The following is a 23,233-nucleotide window of genomic DNA, read 5'->3' on the forward strand; positions in this document are numbered from 1 at the left end:
TGGCACTAACCGGCCGAAAACTTACCAACACACACACAACACTGTGTTGCCCGCAACCACACCACATACCACACCCCGCCACCAAACACACCCGGTGGCAGGGAAACACAAGGCCAACCCACCCCGGTGGGCCGGCCACCCGCACCAAACAAAAAAATAGAGTTACGGCGGAAATAGCGACAGGGAAACGCCCGGTCCCATCCCGAACCCGGAAGCTAAGCCTGTCAGCGCCGATGATACTGCCCACACGGGTGGAAAAGTAGGACACCGCCGAACACAACATAAAGCCCTGTGGCCCCCGAGAAATCGGGGGCCACAGGCATTTTCACGTGTCCGCCCACGGCAATTTGCCCATGAGGATGGTACGTCTGGTGCAACCGGATTAGTCGCGACGTTTTGGGGGCCGGAGCACCGCCGAGCATTCCCGAGGCCGGTTGCTGTTGCCCGATTCGCCCCGGGACTATATCGTTAAGCCTCAGTTAAGGAATTTAACAGGAGGATATCGGGTGCGTACCTACCATTGCCTTCCGGTTGTCGCCAGCCTCGCTGCTGCCAGCGTCCTCGCTGGGGCACCGATGACGTCGCCGGTGGCCGGTGCCCAGGCGGCGGCGGTCTCACTCACGGGCAACGGTACGTCGCTCGGCGACGGGGTCGCGTTGATCATGGGTGGTACTGGTATCCCGGACCCGCCTCAGACCTACCTTGACGCCGTCGATGATTTGTTCCTGAAGCCGCATGGCTTCACCGGTGACCTGGTTTCCCTGTGGACGCCGGAGAACGTCAGTGCCACCTCGAGTGCTGTTGGCCTGCAGACTCTCGAGAACGCGATCGCTGAGCGGCTCAACACCGGCGACGTCGCCGCCGACAACCCAATCGTCGTGTTCGGTTACTCGCAGAGCGCTGGGATGTCCGTCAGATTGATGGATTGGCTTCAAGAGAATGACGTGTCCAACGATCTCGTGCGGTTTGTGCTGATCGGTCCGACGGGCGCCAGCGACGTCCCCACCGACCTGTATCACACCGACGTCTACAGCTACGAATACGATCCGGTCGCCTTCAAGCCGACGTACTTCAACCCGCTGGCGGACCTCAACTCCGCACTGGGCTTCATCTACGGACATTCGGTGTATCTGAGTGCGACGCCCGAGCAGCTCGCGAACGCCATCGAGCTGCCGACCTCGGACCCGGACTCGCTGACCACCTTCCACATGCTCCCTTCGGAGATCCTGCCGCTGTTGGCACCGCTACAGCTGGTCCCTATTTTCGGGCAACCGCTCTACGAGCTTCTGGAGCCCGTCACCCGGATCCTGGTGAACCTGGGCTACGGCAACCTCGACTACGGCTGGCCGCCTGGGGACGTTGATGTGCCGGCTGCAGCCGGATTCTTCCCGACCAACATCGATTTCGGTGACTTCCTCACCGCGCTGGGCAACGGTGTGCAACAGGGGATCACCAATGCCGTCAACAGCTTGTTCGACCCGGACACCTACACGTTCTACTCCCTCGAGGACCAGCCGTCGTTGGCTGGAATCATCAACGAGGGATACCTCGCCGGCTACCTTGACTCGCCGCACCCGTCGCTGGACGAAGCGCTCACGGGTTTGTCCAACTTCCTGGCGGCATTCACCGACCAAACCGGGTACCCCATGCCCGACCCGGTCGACCTATTGGGTTAATCCGGGCTGCCGCTAGCGATTTGGCCCGGCGCGGTTTCGTGTCGAGATGCCAATGGCGTCGAGTTCGTCATTGCTCCGACCGAGGGCTGACCGTACTCGACCTTCAATCGAACAGCGTGGCGTGGCTGCGCTGTCGCTCCAGATCGAGCAGTGCCCGCTTGCGGTCGATGCCGCCGCCGTAACCGGTCAGGCTGCCGTTGCCGCCGATCACACGGTGGCACGGGACGATGATCGAGATCGGGTTGCGACCGTTGGCCAGCCCGACGGCGCGAGATGCTTTCGGTGCCCCGATCTGGCTGGCCAGTTGCCCGTACGAGCGGGTCTGGCCGTAGGGGATCGTCAGCAAGGCGGTCCACACGCGACGCTGAAAGTCGGTGCCGGTCATCTGATAACTCAGGTCGAATTCGGTGAGGTCCCCGGTGAAATAGGCCGCGAGTTGCTCGACGACGTCGGGAAACGCGGTGTCGTCGCGCCGCCAGCCGGTTTGGGAGGGGGCGTGGGAGTGATCGAGCATCAGCAGATGGCTGAGTTTGCCGTCCTCGCCGGCCAAGGTGAGCGGTCCGATCGGGCTGTCGATGGTGCGATAGCAGGTCATGCGATCTCCTTGGAAGTCGAGGGCCAGTCGTTCACGGCGTGATCGAGCGCGGTCCACAAATGCTGGGTGGCGTAGGCCCGCCACGGCCGCCAGCGGGCGGCACGCTGACTCAGCGTCCGCGCGTTGTCAGGTAAGCCCAGCCGGCGGGCGGCCACCTGCACCCCCAGGTCGGTTACCGGGAACGCATCAGGGTCGCCCAAGCCGCGCATGGCGATGACCTCCGCGGTCCAGGCCCCGATCCCGGGCAGCTCCATGAGTTGATGCCGGGCCTGGTCCCAATCGCAGCCTGCCCCCAGGCCGATGGTGCCGTCGGCCAGGCCTGCCACCAGGGTGAGTAACGTTCGCCGGCGTGCTTGGGGAAGGGCAAGCCGCTCGGGATCGATGTGGGCGAGACGCTCCACCGACGGGAAAACGTGGGTCAACCCGCCGTCCGGATCGCCGATCTGCTCGCCGTGCGCAAGCAGCAGTCGGTGCGCGTGGGTGCGGGCCGCTTTGATCGACACCTGTTGACTCAACACCACCCGTACCGCGAGTTCGGCTTCGTCGACGGTGCGCGGAATGCGCTGCCCCGGAGCCTTGGCCACGACTGGCGCCAATTCTGGGTCGGCCGTGAGGACTTCGACGACGGCTTCCGGATCGGCGTCGAGGTCCAGCAGTCGCCGACAGCGGGTGATCGCGGCGGTCAGGTCCCGGAAATCGTCGAGCACCAGTCCGCATCGGACGTGATCGGGGGCCGGCGTCAAGCTGACGATGCCGTTGCCGTGCGGCAGGCGCAGGGTGCGTCGGTACGCGCCGTCGCGCACCTCCTCGCAGCCGGGAACCGCGCACGCCGCCAGATGTCCGAAGACCCCCTCGAACGCGAACGGGGTGCGTACCGGCAGGCGTAGTGAGAGACCTCCTGGGCCGGGGGCGGGCTGGTCGGACTGGGTCTTCGACCGGGTCGCCGCTTGGTGCCGCAACGCTGTCGGGGTGGTGGCGCACACGGCACGGATGGTGTCGTTGAACTGCCGGATGCTGGCGAACCCGGCCGCGAACGCGATGTCGCCCAACGGCAGATCTGTGGTCTCGATCAAGACCCTGGCTGTCTGCGCCCGCTGGGCGCGGGCCAGCGCCAGCGGGCCGGCGCCGACCTCGTCCTGTAGCAGGCGCTGCAACTGACGGGCGGAGTAGCCGAGGTGGCCGGCCAGGCCGGTCACCCCCTCGCGATCGACCGTACCGTCTGCGATCAAGCGCATCGCTCGGCCGACGACGTCTCCGCGGATATTCCATTCCGGCGATCCCGGTGCGGCGTCCGGTCGGCAACGTTTGCAGGCCCGGAAGCCGGCCCGCTGAGCGGCGGCGGCGGTGGGGTAGAACCGGACGTTCCGCGCGAGGGGCGGTCGCACCGGGCAACTGGGCCGGCAGTAGATCCGGGTAGTCAGCACGGCGGTGTAGAACCAGCCGTCGAAGCGTGCGTCGCTGGACTGCACGGCACGGTAGCAGCGGTCGAAGTCGTCGTGCACGTTCTAACCATGGCACGCGCCGGCTGAGGACACTAGCGGAAATGCGACACGATAGTGCCGGGCCGGCGCCGCCCGTCGGGCGCTACCATCTGGGCGTGGCAGCACTGGTACAGCGGTACTTGGACGGGATACTCACCGAGCATGCCGACGTGAACGTGGGCGCCCTGGCGAGCTACATTCCCGAGTTGTCGCGGGTCGATCCGACGGGATTCGGTCTCTCGCTGTCCTCGTCGGACGGTTATGTCTACGAATCCGGCGACGCGGGCGTGGAATTCACCATGCAGTCGATCTCCAAACCGTTCACCTACGCGCTGGCACTCGATCAGTTGGGGCCCGCGGACGTCGACGCAAGGGTCGGGGTGGAACCCTCTGGTGAGGGGTTCAACAGGATCAGCGTCGACCAGGTCACCCAGGTCCCGAAGAACCCGATGATCAACGCCGGCGCGATTGTGGCGTGCTCATTGATCCCGGGCAAGACAGCCGACGATCGATTCGACCTTATCCGTGAGTTCTTCAGTGCCTGCGCGGGACGCAGCCTGGACTTCGATGACGAGGTTTACCGATCGGAGAAGGCCAGCGGCAGTCGCAATCGTGGAATCGCCTATCTGCTGGACAGTTTCGGCGCTCTCGGTGCTGACCCCGATGACGCTCTCGACGTCTACATCCGGCAGTGCTCGCTGAAGGTCACCAGCACCGATCTGGCCCGGATGGCGGCGACGCTCGCGCGCGGCGGTTACAACCCGCTGACCGGGCGGCAGGTGACAGACGCGGCGGTGGTACGGCGCACGCTGTCGGTCATGGTGACCTGCGGTATGTACGACGCCGCCGGCGAGTGGGTCAGCGCGGTCGGGATGCCGGCCAAGAGCGGCGTGGGTGGTGGCATCGTCGCGGTGCTGCCCGGCCAACTCGGCATCGGTGTCTATTCGCCACGGATCGACGCCAAGGGCAACAGTGTGCGCGGGGTGCTGGTGTGCCGCAGCCTTTCCCAGCAGCTCGGCCTGCACTTTCTGACCGTGAGCAGCGAAGCCCACGCGGCCATTCGCGGGGTGTACATGCCCCGCCCCGGCGTTCGGGTCTATGAGGTGCACGGCGATCTGCTCTTCGCGGGCGCCGAACAGGTGGCCCGGACCGCCACCCGAGACTGCGGCGAATTCGACACCGCGATCCTCGACGTGTCGCGGCTGCACACCATCAGCGATCCGGCGCGCGCCTTGCTCGCCGGACTGGCCGACGCTCTGCAAAGTCTGGGCAAGCAGGGCGTCCTCGTCGATCCTGGTGGCGCGGTGACGCCAGACCCGGCGGCCTACGACGCGTTGGTGTTCGCCACCGTCGAGGATGCTTTGGCAGCGACGGAGAAGTGGGCGGGCTAGCGCCGGCTACAGCGGGCCGGCCAGCACGGTGGGCTGGTCGTAGCCGCGCAGCACCATCGAATCGCCGAGGACCCAGTGGGCTTGTTCGCTGATCCCGGCGGCGAGCACCGTCTGCGCCGTGGTCAACAGCTGAAGCTCCCGCGACTTGGCCAGCTCACATAATCGGGCCGCCTCGTTGACCGGTTCGCCGATCACGGTGTACTCGAAACGTTCTTTGGCGCCGACATTTCCGGCGACGACCTGACCGGCCGCCACGCCGATGCCGGCTCGGATCTCCGGTACCTCATCGGCCAGCCGGTACAGGATGCCGCGGGCGGCGGCCAGCGCTTCATCTTCGGGCTGGTCGAGGTGGTTCGGGGCGCCGAAGATCGCCAGCGTCGCATCGCCCTCGAATTTGTTGATCAGCCCCCGATGGCGATCGACCTCATCGACGACCACCGCGAAGAACCGGTTGAGCAAAGCGACGACTTCGGTTGCGGGCTGGTTGGTGACTATCTGCGTCGAGCCGACGATATCGACGAAAAGGACTGCGACATGGCGTTCTTCACCGCCGAGTTGGATCCGGTCGCGTTCGGCCGCGGCGGCGACCTCGCGCCCGACGTGACGACCGAACAAGTCGCGCACCCGTTCGCGCTCCCGCAGCCCGTGCACCATCGCGTTGAAGCCGCTCTGCAGCTCACCGAGTTCGGTGCCGTCGAACACCACCAGATCACCGTCCAGGTTGCCTTGCTCGACGCGCTTGAGCGCTGCACGCACCACCCGCACCGGCGTCGCGGTGAGCCAGGACAGGATCAACATCAGCAGGAATCCGAAGATCGCGGTGGCAAGCGCCACGATCAGCACGGCGATGCCGAACTGGGTCATGGTCAGGTTCTTCAGCACCAGGGCGAACATCGCCGTCAGGGCGATGCCCAGAACCGGAACCCCGGAGGTGAGCAGCCAGACCAGCATGGTTCGGCCCATGATGCCCGAGAGGATACGGCGCGGCGGCGGACCGGCGGCCAGTGCCTGGGCGGCCACCGGCCGCAGCGCGAATTCGGTGCACAGATAGCAGCCGGTGGCCACCTGGATACCGCAGACGCCCATGGTGAACGCGATGATCGGAATGAAGTAGCTGTCGGCCAAGCCGTACAGCAGTGTGAACAACACCACTGCCACAACCCAGAACGCGAGCACGCCCTGCGCCACCCGCCACGGCGCCAGGAAGGCGTTGCGCTCATCAACCCGCGTCGGCTGGCGCTCGACGATCGCCCAGCGCAACTTCTTGATGGTGCGCCGGGTGACCCAGTAGGTCCCCAGGATGAGCGCGATCACCACGTAGGCGGGAACGACGCCGAACGTCAGCCAACCTGGGGCGTCGGAGAACACACTGGGATTCGGAAAGGCCACCGTCACAAGCACCACCACCACGCTGACGCCGAGCAGGTTCGTGCCCACGATGACGACGGTCATGATGAACTGGATGCGAATCCGCCGCAGGTACTGGCTTTCTGAAACCCGGCCGAGCAACCACGAGCCGTATTCAGGGGTTTCGGGCAGCCGGCCGCTCTGGCGGGTCAGCAGCTCGAGAATTCGGCCCAGTCGTTGCGCGGTCGTCTTTGACGGCTTCATCGTGGCGTAAGAATAATTGCTCGACGCTGGCTCTAAGGTGGTTCGGATGCGACTCGTGATCGCCCGATGCACCGTCGACTACGTCGGCCGGCTCACCGCGCACCTGCCGTCGGCCCGGAGACTGCTGCTACTGAAGGCCGACGGGTCGGTCAGTGTGCATGCCGATGACCGTGCCTATAAGCCGCTGAACTGGATGAGTCCGCCGTGCCGGCTCGCCGAGGAAGCCGGCGGCGAGTTCCCGGTGTGGGTGGTGGCGAACAAGACAGGCGACCAGTTGCGGATCACCATCGAGGAGATCGAGCACGACTCCAGCCACGAACTCGGTATCGACCCGGGCCTGGTGAAAGACGGCGTGGAGGCTCAGTTGCAGGTGCTGCTTGCCGAGCATGTCGAGTTGCTCGGTGAGGGGTACTCGCTGGTGCGCCGGGAGTACATGACCGCGATCGGCCCGGTGGACCTGCTCTGCCGTGACGAGCAGGGACGGTCGGTCGCCGTGGAGATCAAGCGACGCGGCGAGATCGACGGTGTGGAACAGCTCACCCGCTACCTGGAACTGCTCAACCGTGACACCCTGCTCGCGCCGGTGAGCGGCGTGTTCGCCGCTCAGCAGATCAAACCGCAGGCCCGAACGCTGGCGACCGATCGTGGCATTCGTTGTCTGACACTGGATTACGACGCGATGCGTGGTATGAACAGCGACGAGTACCGCTTGTTCTGAGTGCTGAGCGGAATAGACGGCAACGGCAGTGCGTTGGAGCGGTCCATGGCAGTCAAGGATGTCCTCCAGGGTCTCTTCCAGCCGCTGACGGTCCGCTCGCTGACCGTGCCGAATCGCTTCGCGATGGCGCCGATGACCCGTCAGGCGTCGCCCGAAGGGATCCCGGGCACCGACGTGGCCGAGTACTACCGACGGCGCGCCGCCGGCGGTGTCGGCCTGATCATCACCGAAGGTATCCGGCTGCCCGACCCGGCCGCAGGTTATCCGTTCACCGTGCCGACCATCGCGGGCGGCGAAGTGCTCGCGGGGTGGAAGCGGGTTGTCGACGCGGTGCACGCCGAGGGCGCGACGATCGCCGCCCAGCTGTGGCACCAGGGTGTGCAGCGCGATGATGCCGATGGCGTGGTTCCGGTCGGCCCGTCGGGTATCGACGGACGCGGCAACCCGCGGGGTCGGGCGCTGCATACCGAGGAACTCCCGGTGACCGCGGAGCTGTACGCGCACAGTGCCGCCACCGCGCGAGACATCGGCTTCGATGCGGTCGAGATCCACGGCGCCCACGGCTACCTGCTGGACGAGTTCTTGTGGGAACGGACAAATCGGCGCACCGACGGCTATGGCGGATCGCTGGCCGCGCGGACCCGCTTCCCCGCTGAAGTGGTCACCGCGGTACGTGCCGCAGTGGGAGCGGACTATCCGATCATTTTCCGCTTCTCGCAGTGGAAGGGCCTCGACTACACCGCCTCGATCGCCGACGACCCGACCCAGCTGCAGGAACTGCTGACGCCCCTGGTCGAAGCCGGCGTCGATGTGCTGCACCCCTCAACGCGCAGGCACTACGTGCCGGCGTTCCCCGACCACGACCCGGATCTGAGCCTGGCCGGGTGGACCAAGAAGGTCAGCGGGGCACCGGTCATCGCGGTGGGTTCGGTCGGGCTGGAAACGCAGTTCCGCAGCGAAAAGCGGGGTGAGGTGATCCAGGCCGCACCCGTCGACCGCCTGGTCGAGCAGTTCGAATCCGGGGAGTTCGATGTCGTGGCGATCGGACGCGCACTGCTGGCCGACCCGACCTGGGTGAATCGTCTGCGCCGGGGCGAGCTGGACGGGTTCGGCGGTTACGACGCAGAGGTTGCGCTGGCCGCGCTGGCATGACGATTAGGCTGGCCGGCATGGCTCGTCGCCGCAGCCCCTCGCGCCGGCAGCAGCCGTTACGGCCGCTGCCGCTCTCGCAGCGGGTCGAAACCGGGACCGACGGGTACGAATACGTCGTGGCGGCGATCGCCGGCTCACGGGCCGTCAAGGTTTACCGTTGTCCCGGATGTGATCAGGAGATTCGCGCCGGTATCGCCCATGTGGTGGTGTGGCGTGCCGACTCCGGCGGTTCAGCGTGGCTCGACGGAGGAGAGGCGAAGCTGGGACCGGCGCATCAATCCGGCGGTTCAGCGTGGCTCGACGGAGGAGAGGCGAAGCTGGGACCGCCGAAAGACTCCGGCGAAGGCGACGATCGGCGGCATTGGCACACGCCGTGCTGGGCTAATCGGCACAACCGAAGCCCGACCCGCAAGTGGTCTTGATCGCGACCTCAGGGCGCCCCGACGGCCTCAGTGCGCTTGCGTTTTCGGGGCCGGTTCGACCAGCTCGATCAGCACGCCGCCGGCGTCCTTGGGGTGGATGAAGTTGATCCGCGAGTTCGAGGTGCCGCGCCGGGGCGCTTCGTAGAGCAGTCGCACGCCCTGCTCGAGCAGCCGCTCGGAGAGCGCGTCGATGTCACTGGTCCGATAGGCGAGCTGCTGCAGGCCGGGGCCGCGCTTGTCCAGGAACTTCGCGATCGTCGACGACTCGTCGATCGGGGCCATCAGCTGAATCTGGGCACTGCCGACCGGGGCGCCGCGGACAGCCAGCATCGCTTCCACGATGCCCTGTTCCTCGTTGACCTCTTCGTGCAACACGATCATGCCGAGTTGGTCGTGGTACCACTTCTTGGCCGCTTCCAGATCCGGGACCGCGATGCCGACATGGTCGATCGCCGTCACCAGAGCGGAAGCCAGAGCGGGCCGGACCTCGAACGGGCCAGCGACGGATTCGGTGGTCATAACGTAACGGTAACCTGAGCGGAAACATCGCGCTGCGCCGATCCACCTAGATCGGCCACTCACACCCGCCCAGGAGGTAGTCATGACGACATCGGTGATCGTTGCTGGGGCTCGGACCCCGATCGGCAAGCTGATGGGTTCGCTGAAGGATTTCTCGGGTAGCGACCTGGGTGCGATCGCCATTGCCGGGGCGTTGGAGAAGGCCTTCCCGAACATCGAAGCCCCGGCGTCGCTGGTGGAGTACGTGATCATGGGCCAGGTGCTGACCGCGGGCGCGGGCCAGATGCCGGCACGGCAGGCAGCGGTGGGCGCAGGGATCGGCTGGGACGTTCCGGCGTTGACCATCAACAAGATGTGTCTGTCCGGGATCGACGCCATTGCGCTGGCTGACCAGCTGATTCGGGCCGGCGAGTTCGACGTGGTGGTGGCCGGCGGCCAGGAGTCCATGACCAAGGCGCCGCACCTGCTGACCGACAGCCGATCGGGCTACAAGTACGGCGATGTGACGGTGCGCGACCACCTCGCCTACGACGGCCTGCACGACGTGTTCACCGACCAGCCGATGGGTGCGCTCACCGAGCAGCGCAACGACGCCGACAAGTTCACCCGCGCCGAGCAGGACGTGTTCGCGGCCGAATCGCACCGCAAGGCCGCCTCGGCGTGGAAGGACGGTGTGTTCGCTGACGAGGTGGTGCCGGTGAAGATCCCGCAGCGCAAAGGGGACCCGCTGGAGTTCACCGAGGACGAGGGCATCCGGGCCAACACCACCGCCGAATCGCTGGGCGGGCTCAAGCCGGCGTTCCGCAAGGACGGCACCATCACCGCAGGCTCGTCGTCGCAGATCTCCGACGGTGCGGCCGCCGTGGTGGTGATGAGCAAGGCCAAGGCGCAGGAACTGGGACTGGACTGGCTGTGCGAGATCGGCGCGCACGGCAACGTCGCCGGGCCCGACTCGACCCTGCAATCGCAGCCGGCCAACGCCATCAAGAAGGCCATCGCCCGCGAGGGCATCTCGGTCGACCAACTCGACGTGGTGGAGATCAACGAGGCGTTCGCGGCGGTGTCGCTGGCCTCGACCCGCGAACTCGGGGTGAACCCGGACGTCGTCAACGTGCACGGCGGGGCGATCGCCGTCGGGCACCCGATCGGGATGTCCGGGGCGCGCATCACGCTGCACGCCGCCCTCGAGCTCAAGCAGCGCGGTTCGGGCTACGCGGTGGCCGCCTTGTGCGGTGCCGGCGGCCAGGGTTCCGCGTTGATTCTGCGAGCCGGATAACCGTCTCCCTACGGTTGCGTAGGTTGCTGGAGCCGCCGGTTTCGCGGCACCGAACTCGGGGTGTGATTTTGGTCATAGCGGGTCTTGTCGGCATCAAATCAGCCGTCGGCGCCGGCGCCGTGGCGGCGTGACAGACTTGACGGCGTGACGCGTCCGCGACCCCCGATAGGCCCGGCATTGGCCGGAGCCGTGGATTTATCCGGTCTCAAGCAGCCGGCCCAGACCGGCAGCATCGGCGGTGACAGTTCCGCCCCGCCGGGTGCCACCGAGATCACCGAGGCCAATTTCGAAGACGAGGTGCTGGTCCGGTCCAACCAGGTGCCGGTGGTGGTGCTGCTGTGGTCGCCGCGCAGCGAAGCCTGCATCCAGCTGGCCGACACGCTCGCCGCACTGGCCACCAGTGATTCAGGCAAGTGGTCGCTGGCGACTGTCAACGTCGATGTGGCGCCGCGGGTGGCGCAGGTGTTCGGGGTGGAAGCGGTGCCCACCGTGGTGGCGCTGGCCGGCGGCCAACCGGTCACCAGCTTTCAGGGCGGGCAGCCGCCCGACCAGCTGCGCCGCTGGGTGGATTCGCTGCTGTCGGCCACCGCGGGCAAGCTCTCCGGCGGCGGCGACTCCGAGCAACCGGAGCAGGTGGACCCGGTGCTGGCCCAAGCCCGTGACCAACTCGACGCCGGTGACTTCGACGCGGCCCGCGACTCCTACCAGTCGTTGTTGGAAACCGACCCGAATCACGTTGAAGCCAGGGCGGCGCTGCGCCAGCTCACCTTCCTGGAGCGGGCGACCGGCCGGGGTCCCGATGCGCCGGCGCTGGCCGACGCCGCCCCGGACGACGTTGAAGCCGCCTTCGCCGCGGCCGATGTGCAGATTCTCAACCAGGACGTCACCGCGGCGTTCGACCGGCTGATCGCACTGGTGCGACGGACCTCCGGTGATGAGCGCAGCACGGTGCGCAGTCGGCTGGTGGAGCTGTTCGAGCTGTTCGACCCGGCAGATCCGGAAGTGGTCGCCGGTCGGCGCAACCTGGCCAACGCGCTGTTTTAAGACGGCTCCAGCCACAGCGCGGACAGGGCCGGTAGCACCAGCACCGCCGAGGCCGGCCGGCCGTGCCACGGTTCGTCGGTGGCTTCGACCCCGCCCAGGTTGCCCGCCCCGGACCCGCGGTAGGTGATCGCATCGGTGTTGAGCACCTCACGCCACCGCCCGGCGCGGGGTAGGCCCAGATGGTAGTCGGCGTGTTCGACGCCGGCGAAGTTGAAGACGCAGGCCAGTATCGAACCGTCGGCGCCGTAGCGCAGAAAGCTCAACACGTTGTTGGCGGAGTCGTTGGCGTCGATCCAGGAGTAGCCCTGCGGGTCGGCATCCCGACTCCACAAGGCGGGCAGTGCAAGGTAGCGGGCGTTGATGTCGCCGACCAGGCGCAGGATGCCGGCAGAGTAGCCGTCGGGCTCGACTTGGGGGTCGAGCTGAAACCAGTCGACGCCGCGCTCGTTGCACCATTCGCCGCGTTGGCCGAATTCCTGACCCATGAACAGCAGTTGCTTGCCGGGATGCGCCCACTGGTAGGCCAGTAGGGTGCGCAGGCCCGCGGCCTTGCGGTAGTCGTCACCGGGCATGCGTGTCCACAGCGTGCCCTTGCCGTGCACCACTTCGTCGTGGCTGACCGGCAGCACATAGTTCTCGCTGTAGGCGTACAGCATCGAAAACGTCATGTTGTGGTGGTGATAGCTGCGATGCACCGGGTCTTGACCCAGATAGGCCAGGGTGTCGTGCATCCAGCCCATGTTCCACTTCATCGAAAAGCCCAGACCGCCAAGGGCGGTGTCGCGGGTGACGCCCGGCCAGGAGGTGGATTCCTCGGCGATGGTCACGATGCCCGGCGTGACCCGGTGCGCGGTCGCGTTCAACTCCTGCAGGAACTGCACCGCCTCCAGGTTCTCCCGGCCGCCATGGATGTTGGGGGTCCATCCGCCGTCGGGCCGCGAATAATCCAAGTAGAGCATCGATGCCACCGCGTCCACCCGCAGCCCGTCGACGTGGAACTCGGTCAGCCAGTACAGGGCGTTGGACACCAGGAAGTTGCGCACCTCCGGCCGGCCGAAGTCGAAGACGTAAGTGCCCCAGTCGAGTTGCTCGCCACGTCGCGGATCGGAGTGCTCGTAGAGGGGGGTGCCGTCGAAGCGGCCGAGCGCCCAGTCGTCTTTGGGGAAATGCGCCGGCACCCAGTCCACGATCACCCCGACGCCGGCCCGGTGCAGCGCATCTACCAACGCCCGGAAATCGTCGGGTGTGCCGAAGCGTGCCGTCGGAGCGTAGTACGACGTCACCTGGTAGCCCCACGACCCGCCGAACGGGTGCTCGGCGACCGGCAGCAGCTCGACGTGGGTGAAGCCGTGCTGCACAACGTATTCCGTCAACGCTGATGCGAGTTGGCGATAGCTGAGGCCGGGCCGCCACGAGCCCAGGTGCACCTCGTAGGTGCTCATCGGCTCGGCCACCGGGTTCCGCCGGGAGCGCTGCGCCATCCAGGCCGCGTCATCCCAGCTGTACTCGCTCTGGGTCACCCGCGACGCGGTTCGCGGCGGCACCTCGGTGGCGAAGGCGAACGGGTCGGCTCGGTCGCTGACGGAGCCGTCGGCGCCGTGGATGCGAAACTTGTACAGACCATCGGCGGGAAAGTCGGGCCAGAACAGTTCCCAGACCCCGGAGGAGCCCAACGCCCGCAGCGGTGCGTCGTTGCTGTCCCAGCCGTTGAAGTCACCGATCAGGCCGACCCCGGTGGCATTGGGCGCCCACACCGCGAACGACACGCCGGACACATCGCCGTCGGTCGTGGCAAACGTGCGGTGATGGGCGCCCATCACTTCCCAGAGGCGTTCGTGGCGGCCCTCGGCGAACAGGTGTCGGTCGATCTCGCCCAGCGTCGGCGCGAAGCGATACCCGTCGGCGACCGTGAGAATTCCCGTCGGCTGGGCGAATCTCGCCGTGTCGGGGTAGTGCACCTCGAGTCGGTAATCGGTCAGGCCGGTCAACGGCAACGCGACCGCGAACAGCCCCGAGCCGAGATTTCGCATGACGAACCGGTCGGCACCGGCCAGTGCCACGACGCGGCGTGCGCGTGGCCGCAGTGTCCGGATTACCGTGACCTCGCCGTACTCGTGGGCACCCAGGATCGCGTGCGGATCGTGATGCTCCCCAGCGAGTAGCCGCGTCAGGTCCGCCGGTGCGGGTGCCAGGTGTCGGGTCAACGCGCTCATCTGCGCCGCAGCAATTCGGTGCGGGCCTGCGCGTTGATCGGGGGCATGTTGACGATGTGGGCGACCGCCCGTGCCGGGTCGAGGCGCACCCAATTCTCCTGCCCCCAGTGAAAGTCCTCGCCGCTGATCTGGTCACGCACCCAGAACCGTTGGTAGTCCTCCATTCCCAGCGCCCACATGTCCAGTCGCAGCGTCGCGTGCTCGGGAGTGAACGGGTTCAGGTTGACCACCACCAGCACGGTGTCACCGGTCTCCGGATCGAACTTGCTGTACGCCAGCAACGCATCGTTGTCGATCGAGTGGAAGTGCACGGTGCGAAGCTGACTCAACGCCGGATGCAGCCGGCGGATCTCGTTGAGTCGGGCGATGAACGGCTCCAGGGACCTGCCCTCGGCGACGGCGGCGGCGAAATCGCGAGGACGCAGTTCGTACTTCTCCGAGTCGAGGTACTCCTCGCTGCCCTCATGCAGCGCGCGGTCTTCGAACAATTCGAAGCCGGAGTACACACCCCACGTCGGGCCCAGCGTCGCCGCCAGCACCGCGCGGATGGCGAACATACCCGGACCGCCTGACTGCAGGCTGGCATGCAGGATGTCGGGGGTGTTGACGAAGAGATTCGGCCGGCGGTAGTCGGCGAGTTCGGTGATCTGCTGCCCGAACTCGGTGAGCTCGGATTTCGTTGTCCGCCAGGTGAAGTACGTATAGGACTGGGTGAATCCAAGTTTGGCCAGTCCGTACTGACGCGCCGGCGGGGTGAACGCTTCGGACAGGAAGAGTACGTCGGGGTCGATGTTCTTGACGGCGGCGATCAGCCAGATCCAGAAGTCCGGCGGTTTGGTGTGGGGATTGTCGACGCGAAAGACCTTCACCCCGTGGTCCATCCAGAATCGGACCACCCGCAACACCTCGGCGTACAACCCGGCCGGATCATTGTCGAAGTTCAGCGGGTAGATGTCCTGATACTTCTTCGGTGGGTTCTCGGCATAGGCGATGGTGCCGTCGGGCAGCTCGGTGAACCATTCTCGATGCTGATCCGCCCAGGGGTGATCCGGCGCGCATTGCAACGCCAGGTCCAGCGCGACCTCCAGCTCCAGCAGACGGGCCGCCGCCACGAAGTCGTCGAAGTCGTCGATGGTGCCGAGTCCCGGGTGGACCGCGTCGTGGCCGCCTTCGGCGCTGCCGATGGCCCAGGGCGAGCCGACGTCACCGGGCTCCGCTGTCGCGGAGTTGTTACGACCCTTGCGGTGCACCCGGCCGATGGGATGGACCGGCGGCAGATACACCACGTCGAAACCCATCGCGGCGATCCGCGGGAGCGCCGCCGCCGCGGTGGCGAACGTTCCGTGCACCGGGCGGCCGTCGGCGTCCCAGCCACCGGTCGAGCGCGGGAACATCTCGTACCAGGCGCCGCGACGCGCCAGCGGCCGATCCACCCACACCTGGTGGTCCGCGCCGTGGGTGACCAGTTCCCGCAGCGGATGGCGGGCCAGCAGTTCGTCGACCTCGGTCGAGAGTGCCGGGGCGGCCCGGGGCACCGGATCGCCGGCGGCGCGCAGCGCGGCGGCCGCCGCCTGTAGGGGCCGGCGCTGGGGGGGCGGAATCCCCGCTGCGGCGCGGTCGAACAACTCCGCGCCGATCAACAGGTCGTTCGACAGCTCCGACTCGCTCTGGCCGGCGTCGAGTTTGGCGGTGACGGCGCTTCTCCAGCTCTGCAGCGGGTCGCCCCAGCCCTCGACGCGGAAGCTCCACAGCCCGACGGTGTCGGGGGTGAAGCTGCCGTGGAACACGTAGGCGTCGAACCCGGTCTGCATGGGGGTGTGCAGCGGCGAGGGTTGGTCAGCCGATGGCTCGGCCGGCGGTTCCCCGGGATGCGGATAGCGGCATCCGAGGTAGCGCACCACCAGGGTCGCGGCGACCGCGTCATGGCCTTCTCGCCACACCGTGGCCTTGACCGGTACCGTCTCGCCGACCACGGCCTTGGCCGGGTAGCGGCCGCACGAGATGACCGGTTGGACGTCGTCGACCTCGACACGGCCAGGCACTCACACTCCGTTCGTCATGGGGCTGTCTTGGCCCACGGTAATGGGCTGTCGATACCGACCGGCACGAAGCGGCAGGTTCGCAACCGAATCGTCAGGTCTATTCGGCGGTCCCAGCTTCGCTTCGCCTCCGCCGGTAAGGTGGTGACGTGTGAAAGCACTCCGCCGGTTCACCGTTCGCGCGCACCTTCCCGACCGGCTGCGAGCACTGCAGCAACTGTCGATGAACCTGCGCTGGTCGTGGGAGCAGCCGACACAGGAGCTGTTCGCCGCCATCGATCCTGAGCTGTGGGCCGGATGCGGGCGGGATCCGGTGGCGCTGCTGGGTGCGGTGAGCCCGACCCGGCTTGACGAATTGGCCGCCGACGAGGCGTTCACCGGCCGGCTCGACGCCCTGTCGGCAGATCTCGCCGAGTATCTGACCCAGCCCAGGTGGTACCAGCACCAGCAGGATGGCGGTGCGGCGCTACCGTCCGCCGTCGCGTACTTCTCGATGGAGTTCGGCGTCGCTGAGGCCCTGCCCAACTACTCCGGAGGGCTGGGGATCCTGGCCGGGGACCACCTGAAGTCGGCGTCGGACCTGGGCGTGCCGTTGATCGCGGTCGGGCTCTACTACCGGTCGGGATATTTCCGTCAATCGCTGACCGCCGACGGCTGGCAACGGGAGACCTATCCGTCGCTGGACCCGCAGGGACTGCCGTTGCGTCTGCTGGCCGACCCGACAGACCCGGCCGGCACCCCGGTGCTGATCGAGGTGGCGCTGCCGGGCGTCGGCCGGTTGCGGGCGCGAATCTGGGTCGCACAGGTCGGACGGGTGCCGCTGCTGCTGTTGGACTCCGACATCGGTGAGAACGAGCACCAGCTGCGCGGGGTCACCGACCGGTTGTACGGCGGCGACCAGGAGCACCGGATCCGTCAGGAAATTCTGGCCGGGATCGGCGGGGTGCGGGCGATCCGGGCGTTCACCGAGCTCAACGGGATGCCCGCCCCTGAGGTGTTCCACATGAACGAGGGCCACGCCGGCTTCCTCGGGATCGAACGCATCCGTGAGCTGATCGCCGAGCAAGACCTCGATTTCGACACCGCCCTGGCGGTGGTGCGATCGGCCACGGTGTTCACCACCCACACCCCGGTTCCGGCCGGCATCGACCGCTTCGGAATCGACATGGTGCGCCGCTACTTCGACGGCGGCGCGCTGGCCCCCGGGGTGCCCGTCGAGCGGATCCTGGAGCTGGGCGCCGAAGAGGACCCGGACACATTCAACATGGCCCACATGGGTCTGCGGCTGGCCCAGCGGGCCAACGGGGTCTCGCGACTACATGGCAGGGTCAGCCGGGCCATGTTCAACGGTTTGTGGCCCGGCTTCGACAGTGACGAGGTGCCGATCGGTTCGATCACCAACGGTGTGCACGCACCCAGCTGGGCCGCGGGGCCGTGGTTGCAGCTGGGCCGCGACCTGGCCACGGCGGATTCGTTCAGCGAGCCCGCGGCCTGGCATCGCCTCCAGCAGGTCGATCCCGTTGCGCTGTGGGCGATCCGCTCGCAGCTGCGGTCGCTGCTCGTCGACGAGGTCCGGTTGCGGCTGCTGCAGTCCGGGCTGGACCGTGGTTCTTCAGAGGCCGAGTTGGGTTGGATTGCAACGGCGTTCGACCCCGACGTGCTGACCATCGGTTTCGCCCGCCGGGTGCCGACCTATAAGCGGTTGACGTTGATGCTGCGAGACCAGGAGCGGCTGGAGCAATTGCTGCTCGACGAACAGCGGCCCGTCCAGTTGATCGTCGCCGGCAAGTCGCATCCGGCCGACGACGGTGGTAAGGCGCTGATCCAGCAGGTGGTGCGATTCGCAGACCGCCCGGAGGTACGTCATCGCATCGCGTTCCTGCCCGACTACGACATGTCGATGGCGCGGCGGCTCTACGCCGGATGCGATGTGTGGCTGAACAATCCGTTGCGCCCGCTGGAGGCGTGTGGCACATCGGGGATGAAAAGCGCGCTCAACGGCGGGCTGAACCTGTCCATCCGCGACGGCTGGTGGGACGAGTGGTTCGACGGGGAGAACGGCTGGGCGATACCGACCGCCGATGGGGTGATCGATGAGAACCGCCGCGACGACCTGGAGGCTGCGGCGCTGTATGACCTGCTGGCGCAGTCGGTGGTGCCGAAGTTCTACGAGCGCGACGGCGGCGGGGTGCCGCCGCGCTGGATAGAGATGGTGCACCACACACTGGAGACGCTGGGGCCGAAGGTACTGGCATCGCGGATGGTGCGCGATTACGTCGAGCAGTGTTACGCCCCGGCGGCGCAGCTGCTGCGGCGTACCCGGGAACCGGTCGACGGTGTGCCCTACGGCGCGGCACGAGGGCTGGCCGACTACCGCAACCGGGTGGAGCGCGCCTGGCCGCAGATCGAGATCACCGACGTCGACAGCACCGGCCTGCCCGACACCCCGCTGCTGGGTGCGGAGTTGACGCTGACCGCCACGGTCCGGTTGGCCGGTCTGGCGCCCGACGAGGTGACGGTGCAGGCGGTGCTGGGCCGGCTGAACTCCGGTGACAGCCTGCTGGATCCGTCCACCGTGGTGATGACGCATGAGCGCACCGGTGCCGATGGAACCGAAGTGTTCTCGACAACCACCCCGTTACCGGTTGCCGGCACGGTGGGCTACACCGTGCGGGTGCTACCGAGCCATCCGTTGCTGTCCGGCGATGCCGAGCTGGGACTGGTCACCCTGGCGGGGTGAGGTTCTCGCGCAGAAACGGGACTGTTCAGGGGAAGCGCTGGAGGCATCGGTCGAAGTCGCCGAGCACCCCGGTGCGATAGGCGTCGATGCGGGAGAAGCCGGCCGGCACCGATTCTCCGTTGACGTCGCCGGCGGCCAGACCGTTGGTGAGCAGCCCGGCGACGGCTTCGTCCAGGTCGCCGGCGGTCAACGTGATGATGCTGCCATTGGATGTGGTGACCCCCTGGGAGAGCCTGGTGGTGGCAACCCCGGTCAGGCACGCGGTGCGCAGTGAGGCGGCGGCGTTGTCGAGCACCAGCCCGCCGTGCTCGATCTGCACCGCCTGCAGGTACCGCGACACCAGCACCGAATAGGCGGTGTTGTCACCGGACAGCGTCGCCAACTTCTGGTCCTTGCTGGGGGTGCCCATGGTCTGCAGGGCCGGCAGGTCGACGGCGATGGTGTTGGTCGCGGGGCAGAACGAGGCGGGCGGGCTGGGTCGGGCATCGGCGCACGACGACCCGGTGGCGGCGTCGAACGTGAGTTGCGGCGGCCGGGCCGGGGTGAACGCGATGTTCATCGCGTCGACGATGACCCGCACCGAATCCTCGCTGACCGGCACCTCGCCGGTCTCGTTCTGTTGCAACTGCACCGGGAGGTCGCCGCGCCGCTGCTCGATCTCCTTGGCGTCGATGGCCTTGCATGATCCGGCGCCGTCGGTGAACCCGAACTGGAACGCCGAGATCCGTTCGAACGCCGAACCGTGCTCGTTGTCGCCGACGGTCTCGCCTGGATTCAGCAGCGGATCGCGCAGCGCCAGCATCGCGGCCAACACACCGTTCAACCCGTCACCGGTACTGAGGCTGAAGCGCGGCGAGTCGCCGTGGGCCACCCAGCGCAGGTAGACCCCCGCCAGACAGTCGGCCTGCTGTTCGGCCACCAGCGTCGGCGTCTGGCGCCGTTTGGTGATGCCGGCCGCCCGGGCGATCGCGTGGCCGTACTCGTGGGCGAGCACCATGGTGATCGCCATGTCGCCGTAGGCGCTGCGCAATGCCGGCAACAGCAGCCGGCGATCCCACCCGATGGTGTCGTCCAGATAGCAGTAGGCGGCGTTGATCAGCAGGAAAGTCCTACTCTTGCAGAATGTTCCGCGCAGTTGCCCGGGATCCCAGGACAGCAGTGATTTCACCGGCTCGAAGTCGCCGTCGAAGGTGTTGGGATAGCTGGTCGTCCAGAACGCCTCGAGGTCGCTGACCGACTGGGCGGCGATCTGGTCGATCCGCCCGCCGTCGGTGCCCTCCACCTCCCGGCTCGGTGGCGGGGCGTCGGGCCGCAGCCCGGTGGGCCCGTCGACCGCCTGCAGGCCGCCCACCCGGAACGGGTCGGCGAAGATCGACACCGCATGACCGTCCAGCATCCGGGCACAACCGCTCAACAGCAGCACCAGCGTGCAGGCGGCGGCATAAACACGGTGCCTTCGGCCAGCAGGTCGCATGGGGTAACACGATAGTGCGCTCAACCGCCACGCAGCCGCTGCAGCGCCAGGCGAACCTTGTCGGCGTCGGTCGTCGCCCAGAACGGCGGCAGGGAGGCTCGCAGATAACCGGCGTAGCGGGCGGTCGCCATTCGCGAGTCGAGTACCGCCACCACACCGCGGTCGTCGACGCCGCGCAGCAACCGGCCCGCGCCCTGGGCCAGCAGCAGCGCGGCGTGGTTGGCGGCTACCGCCATGAAGCCGTTGCCGCCGCGGGCGCTCACCGCGCGCTGCCGGGCGGTCAGCAGTGGATCGTCGGGCCGCGGGAACGGGATGCGGTCGATGAGCACCAGCGACAGTGACGGTCCCGGTACGTCGACGCCCTGCCACAGCGATAACGTGCCGAACAGCGAAGTGTCGGCGTCGGCGGCGAACTGCTCGACCAGCGCGCCGGTGGTGTCGTCGCCCTGACACAGCACCGGCGTGTCCAACCGCTTCCGCATCGCCTCGGCGGCGGCACGCGCTGCCCGCATCGACGAGAACAGCCCGAGGGTGCGCCCACCGGCCGCGGTGATCAGCTCGACGATCTCGTTCAGCTGTGCGTCGGTGCCGGTGCCGTCGCGCCCGGGCGGCGGCAGGTGCGCGGCCACGTAGAGGATGCCGGCTTTGGCGTGCTGGAAAGGTGAGCCGACATCCAGCCCGCGCCAGCCGTTGTCGGGTTCATGCGGCGGTCCCGGGTTCGCCTCTCGTCCGTCGAGCCTTGCGGAACCGCCGGGTTCATGCGGCGGTCCCAGCTTCGCCTCTCCTCCGTCGAGCCTTGCTGAACCGCCGGACTCCGAGCCGCCGGTCAGGCCCCAGGCGGCGGCCATCGCGTCGAAGGTGCCGCCGACGGTCAACGTCGCCGAGGTCAGCACGGTCGTCGCCCGGGCGAACAGCCGATCATGCAGCAGGCCGGCCACCGACAGCGGCGCCACCCGCAACACCGGCCGTACCGAGCCCCGGAGGTCTTCGTGGCTGAGCCACACCACGTCGGCGCGCTCGGGGATGGCCGGTTCGAATGAGGTCAGGATCCGCGCGGCGGTATCGGCGATCTCGGACAGCGCGGCGACGGCCTCCTTGCGTGCGGACGCAGCCTTGGGGTCGCTGGGTGCGGTGTCGATGGCCGAACGGACGGTACCGGCGGCATCGCGCAGCGCGGCCAGATACGTCGCCAACTCGTCGTCGAGGTAATCCATCCGGCCGGGCGTGCCATCGTGAATCGCCGAGCCGAACGTCAGCGTCGCGGTATCGAGGCGCTGGACCAGTTCGGGAGAAACCAGCCGGGTGATGCGGCGCACCGCGACACTCAGTGCGGCCGCGGTCAGCTCGCCGGTGGCCACCGACGTCACCCGGTCCACCAGCTCATGTGCCTCGTCGACCACCAGCAGTTCGTGCTCGGGCAACACATTGGTCTCCGAGATCGCGTCGATCGCCAGCAGCGCATGGTTGGTGACGACGATATCGGCCTCTCCGGCGACGGCGCGGGCTCGCTCGGCGAAGCAGTCGATGCCGAACTGACAGCGGGCGGCGCCCAGACATTCCCGCGCCGACACGCTGACTTGAGACCAGGACCTTTCCGGCACACCGGGTTTGAGGTCATCACGGTCACCGGAGTCGGTGGTCTCCGCCCAGGCGGTGAGCCGCTGAACGTCCCGGCCCAGGGCGCTGGCCGCGAACGGCTCGAATAGTTCCTCCTGCGGTGCATCGTCGGAATCCTCGGTTGACCCGCTGTGGATCTTGTTCAGGCACAGGTAATTCCGTCGGCCTTTGAGCAGTGCGAAGGTGGGTCGCCGGGGGAGCACACTTTCCAGGGCGTCGGCCAGGCGCGGCAGGTCGCGGTCGACCAGCTGGCGCTGTAGCGCGATGGTCGCGGTCGACACCACCACCGGTTTGTCGTCGGCCACCGCCCGGGCGATCGCCGGAACCAGATATGCCAGCGATTTGCCGGTTCCGGTGCCCGCCTGCACCGCCAGGTGCTCGCCGCTGCCGAAGGCGGTCGCCACCGCCTCGGCCATCTGCACCTGGCCGTCGCGTTCGCTGCCGCCCAGTGCGGCTACCGCGGCGGCGAGCAATTCGGGAACAGAGCGGTCAGCCATGGTGTGCACACGGTAGCCCGCGTCCGATGGGCGTCGGCATTCGTCAGGCCGGCTCAGCCGATCCGGTGACGAGATAAGTTCCGTGTCCCTCGATGACCAGGCCGGCATCGTCGAACCGCAAGACCTCGCTGACGAGGCCGCCGTTCTGGTTGCGGTAGGCGATGACGACGGTATCGATGCCCCGGTAGACGGCTTCGATGACGAAATGCAGGTCGGTCATCCGTTGCACGGCCCCGGTCCAATAGTGGCGCAGCGCGGGCTTGCCGCGGATCACCCCGGCCGTCTCGGGAAACATCTCGGCGGCCACCGGGGACGTGAACAGGACATCATCGTGGAAGTGAGTCAGAACCGCCTCCACGTCGTGGGCGTTCCACGCCTGCGCCCACTGGCGGCTGAACATCGTCGCGTCGAGCTCCATTCCGGGCACTGTAGCGACACCACCGCATGCGGCCCCACCCATTTTCGTTCTGTCCCATTACCCTGAAACGATGACCAGTCAGCGGTTGCCCGGCGGGGCGGTGCACGAACTTCCCGACGATCTGCGCGATGGACTGACCGTCAGCGCCACGGCGTTGGCCGCCTGGCAGAGCATTACGCCACTGGCGCGTAACGAGTTCATCTGCTGGGTCGAAGACGCCAAGCAGCAGGTCACCCGCGAACGCCGAATCCGCCGGACCCGTGAGGAATTGGAGGAAGGCAAGCGGCGTCCCTGTTGCTGGCCCGGGTGCAAGCACCGCGAACGAAACGGTCGTTAGCCCGAGGACTTCG

18 protein-coding genes and 1 rRNA gene are annotated in these 23,233 nt (G+C 67.3%); 10 read left to right on the plus strand and 9 right to left on the minus strand.

Going from position 1 to position 23,233, the window contains the following annotated elements; genetic code table 11:
• Nucleotides 1-163: 163 nt before the first annotated feature.
• Both rrf and ACZYY4_RS02980 read left to right on the plus strand, forming a co-directional pair.
• A 5S ribosomal RNA gene (gene rrf / locus ACZYY4_RS02975) occupies nt 164-276 on the plus strand.
• 230 nt (nt 277-506) lie between these two features.
• A complete protein-coding gene (locus ACZYY4_RS02980; protein ID WP_463807971.1) occupies nt 507-1,676 on the plus strand; it encodes a PE-PPE domain-containing protein in 1,170 nt (389 codons plus the stop codon).
• Between the two features lie 103 nt (nt 1,677-1,779).
• Here the strand turns inward: ACZYY4_RS02980 and ACZYY4_RS02985 are convergent, their stop codons facing one another.
• Nucleotides 1,780-2,271 (minus strand): methylated-DNA--[protein]-cysteine S-methyltransferase, encoded by a 492-nt coding sequence (locus tag ACZYY4_RS02985; protein WP_463807972.1) that lies wholly within the window; start codon nt 2,269-2,271, stop codon nt 1,780-1,782.
• Complete coding sequence (locus ACZYY4_RS02990; RefSeq protein ID WP_463807973.1) at nt 2,268-3,773, minus strand: AlkA N-terminal domain-containing protein; 1,506 nt, start codon at nt 3,771-3,773, stop codon at nt 2,268-2,270. Before ACZYY4_RS02990 ends, ACZYY4_RS02985 begins: the two co-directional genes overlap by 4 nt.
• Nucleotides 3,774-3,868: 95 nt before the next feature.
• Here ACZYY4_RS02990 and glsA point away from each other — a divergent pair, with 95 nt between their 5' ends.
• On the plus strand, nt 3,869-5,143 hold the full coding sequence (gene glsA / locus ACZYY4_RS02995) for a glutaminase A (RefSeq protein WP_463807974.1): 1,275 nt from the start codon (nt 3,869-3,871) through the stop codon (nt 5,141-5,143).
• 6 nt (nt 5,144-5,149) lie between these two features.
• On the opposite strand, the gene ACZYY4_RS03000 is transcribed toward glsA, so the two are convergent.
• Nucleotides 5,150-6,754, minus strand: a complete 1,605-nt coding sequence (locus ACZYY4_RS03000; protein WP_463807975.1) for an adenylate/guanylate cyclase domain-containing protein — start codon at nt 6,752-6,754, stop codon at nt 5,150-5,152.
• A gap of 46 nt (nt 6,755-6,800) precedes the next feature.
• Between ACZYY4_RS03000 and nucS the strand changes: the two genes are divergently transcribed.
• Genes nucS through ACZYY4_RS03015 form a run of 3 tightly spaced genes read left to right on the plus strand, consistent with a single transcriptional unit; the run spans nt 6,801 to nt 9,046 of the window.
• On the plus strand, nt 6,801-7,472 hold the full coding sequence (nucS, locus tag ACZYY4_RS03005) for an endonuclease NucS (RefSeq protein ID WP_463807976.1): 672 nt from the start codon (nt 6,801-6,803) through the stop codon (nt 7,470-7,472).
• A gap of 45 nt (nt 7,473-7,517) precedes the next feature.
• Nucleotides 7,518-8,624 (plus strand): NADH:flavin oxidoreductase, encoded by a 1,107-nt coding sequence (locus tag ACZYY4_RS03010; protein WP_463807977.1) that lies wholly within the window; start codon nt 7,518-7,520, stop codon nt 8,622-8,624.
• 17 nt (nt 8,625-8,641) lie between these two features.
• Complete coding sequence (locus ACZYY4_RS03015; RefSeq protein WP_463807978.1) at nt 8,642-9,046, plus strand: hypothetical protein; 405 nt, start codon at nt 8,642-8,644, stop codon at nt 9,044-9,046.
• A gap of 27 nt (nt 9,047-9,073) precedes the next feature.
• Here ACZYY4_RS03015 and mce read toward each other — a convergent pair whose 3' ends face one another.
• Complete coding sequence (mce, locus tag ACZYY4_RS03020) at nt 9,074-9,565, minus strand: methylmalonyl-CoA epimerase (RefSeq protein WP_463807979.1); 492 nt, start codon at nt 9,563-9,565, stop codon at nt 9,074-9,076.
• A gap of 82 nt (nt 9,566-9,647) precedes the next feature.
• Here mce and ACZYY4_RS03025 point away from each other — a divergent pair, with 82 nt between their 5' ends.
• On the plus strand, nt 9,648-10,841 hold the full coding sequence (locus ACZYY4_RS03025; RefSeq protein WP_463807980.1) for an acetyl-CoA C-acetyltransferase: 1,194 nt from the start codon (nt 9,648-9,650) through the stop codon (nt 10,839-10,841).
• A gap of 144 nt (nt 10,842-10,985) precedes the next feature.
• Nucleotides 10,986-11,885 (plus strand): tetratricopeptide repeat protein, encoded by a 900-nt coding sequence (locus ACZYY4_RS03030; protein ID WP_463807982.1) that lies wholly within the window; start codon nt 10,986-10,988, stop codon nt 11,883-11,885.
• Here ACZYY4_RS03030 and glgB read toward each other — a convergent pair.
• Nucleotides 11,882-14,098 carry a 1,4-alpha-glucan branching protein GlgB gene (gene glgB / locus ACZYY4_RS03035; protein ID WP_463807983.1) on the minus strand — a complete coding sequence of 739 codons (2,217 nt, stop codon included), beginning with the start codon at nt 14,096-14,098 and terminating at the stop codon, nt 11,882-11,884. The genes ACZYY4_RS03030 and glgB overlap by 4 nt on opposite strands.
• Nucleotides 14,095-16,140 (minus strand): maltotransferase domain-containing protein, encoded by a 2,046-nt coding sequence (locus tag ACZYY4_RS03040; protein WP_463807984.1) that lies wholly within the window; start codon nt 16,138-16,140, stop codon nt 14,095-14,097. The genes glgB and ACZYY4_RS03040 overlap by 4 nt, the downstream gene beginning before the upstream one ends.
• 148 nt (nt 16,141-16,288) lie before the next feature.
• Here ACZYY4_RS03040 and glgP point away from each other — a divergent pair, with 148 nt between their 5' ends.
• Entirely contained in the window at nt 16,289-18,877 is a 2,589-nt protein-coding gene (glgP, locus tag ACZYY4_RS03045; RefSeq protein ID WP_463807985.1) for an alpha-glucan family phosphorylase, read from the plus strand.
• 25 nt (nt 18,878-18,902) lie between these two features.
• On the opposite strand, the gene ACZYY4_RS03050 is transcribed toward glgP, so the two are convergent.
• Genes ACZYY4_RS03050 through ACZYY4_RS03060 form a run of 3 tightly spaced genes read right to left on the minus strand, consistent with a single transcriptional unit; the run spans nt 18,903 to nt 22,883 of the window.
• Nucleotides 18,903-20,351 (minus strand): neutral zinc metallopeptidase, encoded by a 1,449-nt coding sequence (locus ACZYY4_RS03050; RefSeq protein ID WP_463807986.1) that lies wholly within the window; start codon nt 20,349-20,351, stop codon nt 18,903-18,905.
• A gap of 20 nt (nt 20,352-20,371) precedes the next feature.
• Nucleotides 20,372-22,465, minus strand: a complete 2,094-nt coding sequence (locus ACZYY4_RS03055; RefSeq protein ID WP_463807987.1) for an ATP-dependent DNA helicase — start codon at nt 22,463-22,465, stop codon at nt 20,372-20,374.
• Between the two features lie 43 nt (nt 22,466-22,508).
• Nucleotides 22,509-22,883, minus strand: coding sequence for a nuclear transport factor 2 family protein (locus tag ACZYY4_RS03060; RefSeq protein WP_463807988.1), 375 nt, complete (start codon nt 22,881-22,883; stop codon nt 22,509-22,511).
• 70 nt (nt 22,884-22,953) lie between these two features.
• Here ACZYY4_RS03060 and ACZYY4_RS03065 point away from each other — a divergent pair, with 70 nt between their 5' ends.
• Nucleotides 22,954-23,220 (plus strand): YdeI/OmpD-associated family protein, encoded by a 267-nt coding sequence (locus ACZYY4_RS03065; RefSeq protein WP_463807989.1) that lies wholly within the window; start codon nt 22,954-22,956, stop codon nt 23,218-23,220.
• Nucleotides 23,221-23,233 lie beyond the last annotated feature (13 nt).

This window comes from Mycobacterium sp. IDUB_21 (assembly GCF_055419425.1).

Coding starts and splice junctions, on each gene's coding strand:
- ACZYY4_RS03025 (WP_463807980.1), top strand. CDS start 9,648: ATGACGACATCGGTGATCGTTGCTGGGGCTCGGACCCCGATCGGCAAG.
- ACZYY4_RS03065 (WP_463807989.1), top strand. CDS start 22,954: ATGACCAGTCAGCGGTTGCCCGGCGGGGCGGTGCACGAACTTCCCGAC.
- ACZYY4_RS03000 (WP_463807975.1), bottom strand. CDS start 6,754: ATGAAGCCGTCAAAGACGACCGCGCAACGACTGGGCCGAATTCTCGAG.
- ACZYY4_RS03050 (WP_463807986.1), bottom strand. CDS start 20,351: ATGCGACCTGCTGGCCGAAGGCACCGTGTTTATGCCGCCGCCTGCACG.
- ACZYY4_RS03015 (WP_463807978.1), top strand. CDS start 8,642: ATGGCTCGTCGCCGCAGCCCCTCGCGCCGGCAGCAGCCGTTACGGCCG.
- ACZYY4_RS03055 (WP_463807987.1), bottom strand. CDS start 22,465: ATGGCTGACCGCTCTGTTCCCGAATTGCTCGCCGCCGCGGTAGCCGCA.
- ACZYY4_RS03060 (WP_463807988.1), bottom strand. CDS start 22,883: ATGGAGCTCGACGCGACGATGTTCAGCCGCCAGTGGGCGCAGGCGTGG.
- ACZYY4_RS03010 (WP_463807977.1), top strand. CDS start 7,518: ATGGCAGTCAAGGATGTCCTCCAGGGTCTCTTCCAGCCGCTGACGGTC.
- mce (WP_463807979.1), bottom strand. CDS start 9,565: ATGACCACCGAATCCGTCGCTGGCCCGTTCGAGGTCCGGCCCGCTCTG.
- glgB (WP_463807983.1), bottom strand. CDS start 14,098: ATGAGCGCGTTGACCCGACACCTGGCACCCGCACCGGCGGACCTGACG.
- ACZYY4_RS02985 (WP_463807972.1), bottom strand. CDS start 2,271: ATGACCTGCTATCGCACCATCGACAGCCCGATCGGACCGCTCACCTTG.
- nucS (WP_463807976.1), top strand. CDS start 6,801: ATGCGACTCGTGATCGCCCGATGCACCGTCGACTACGTCGGCCGGCTC.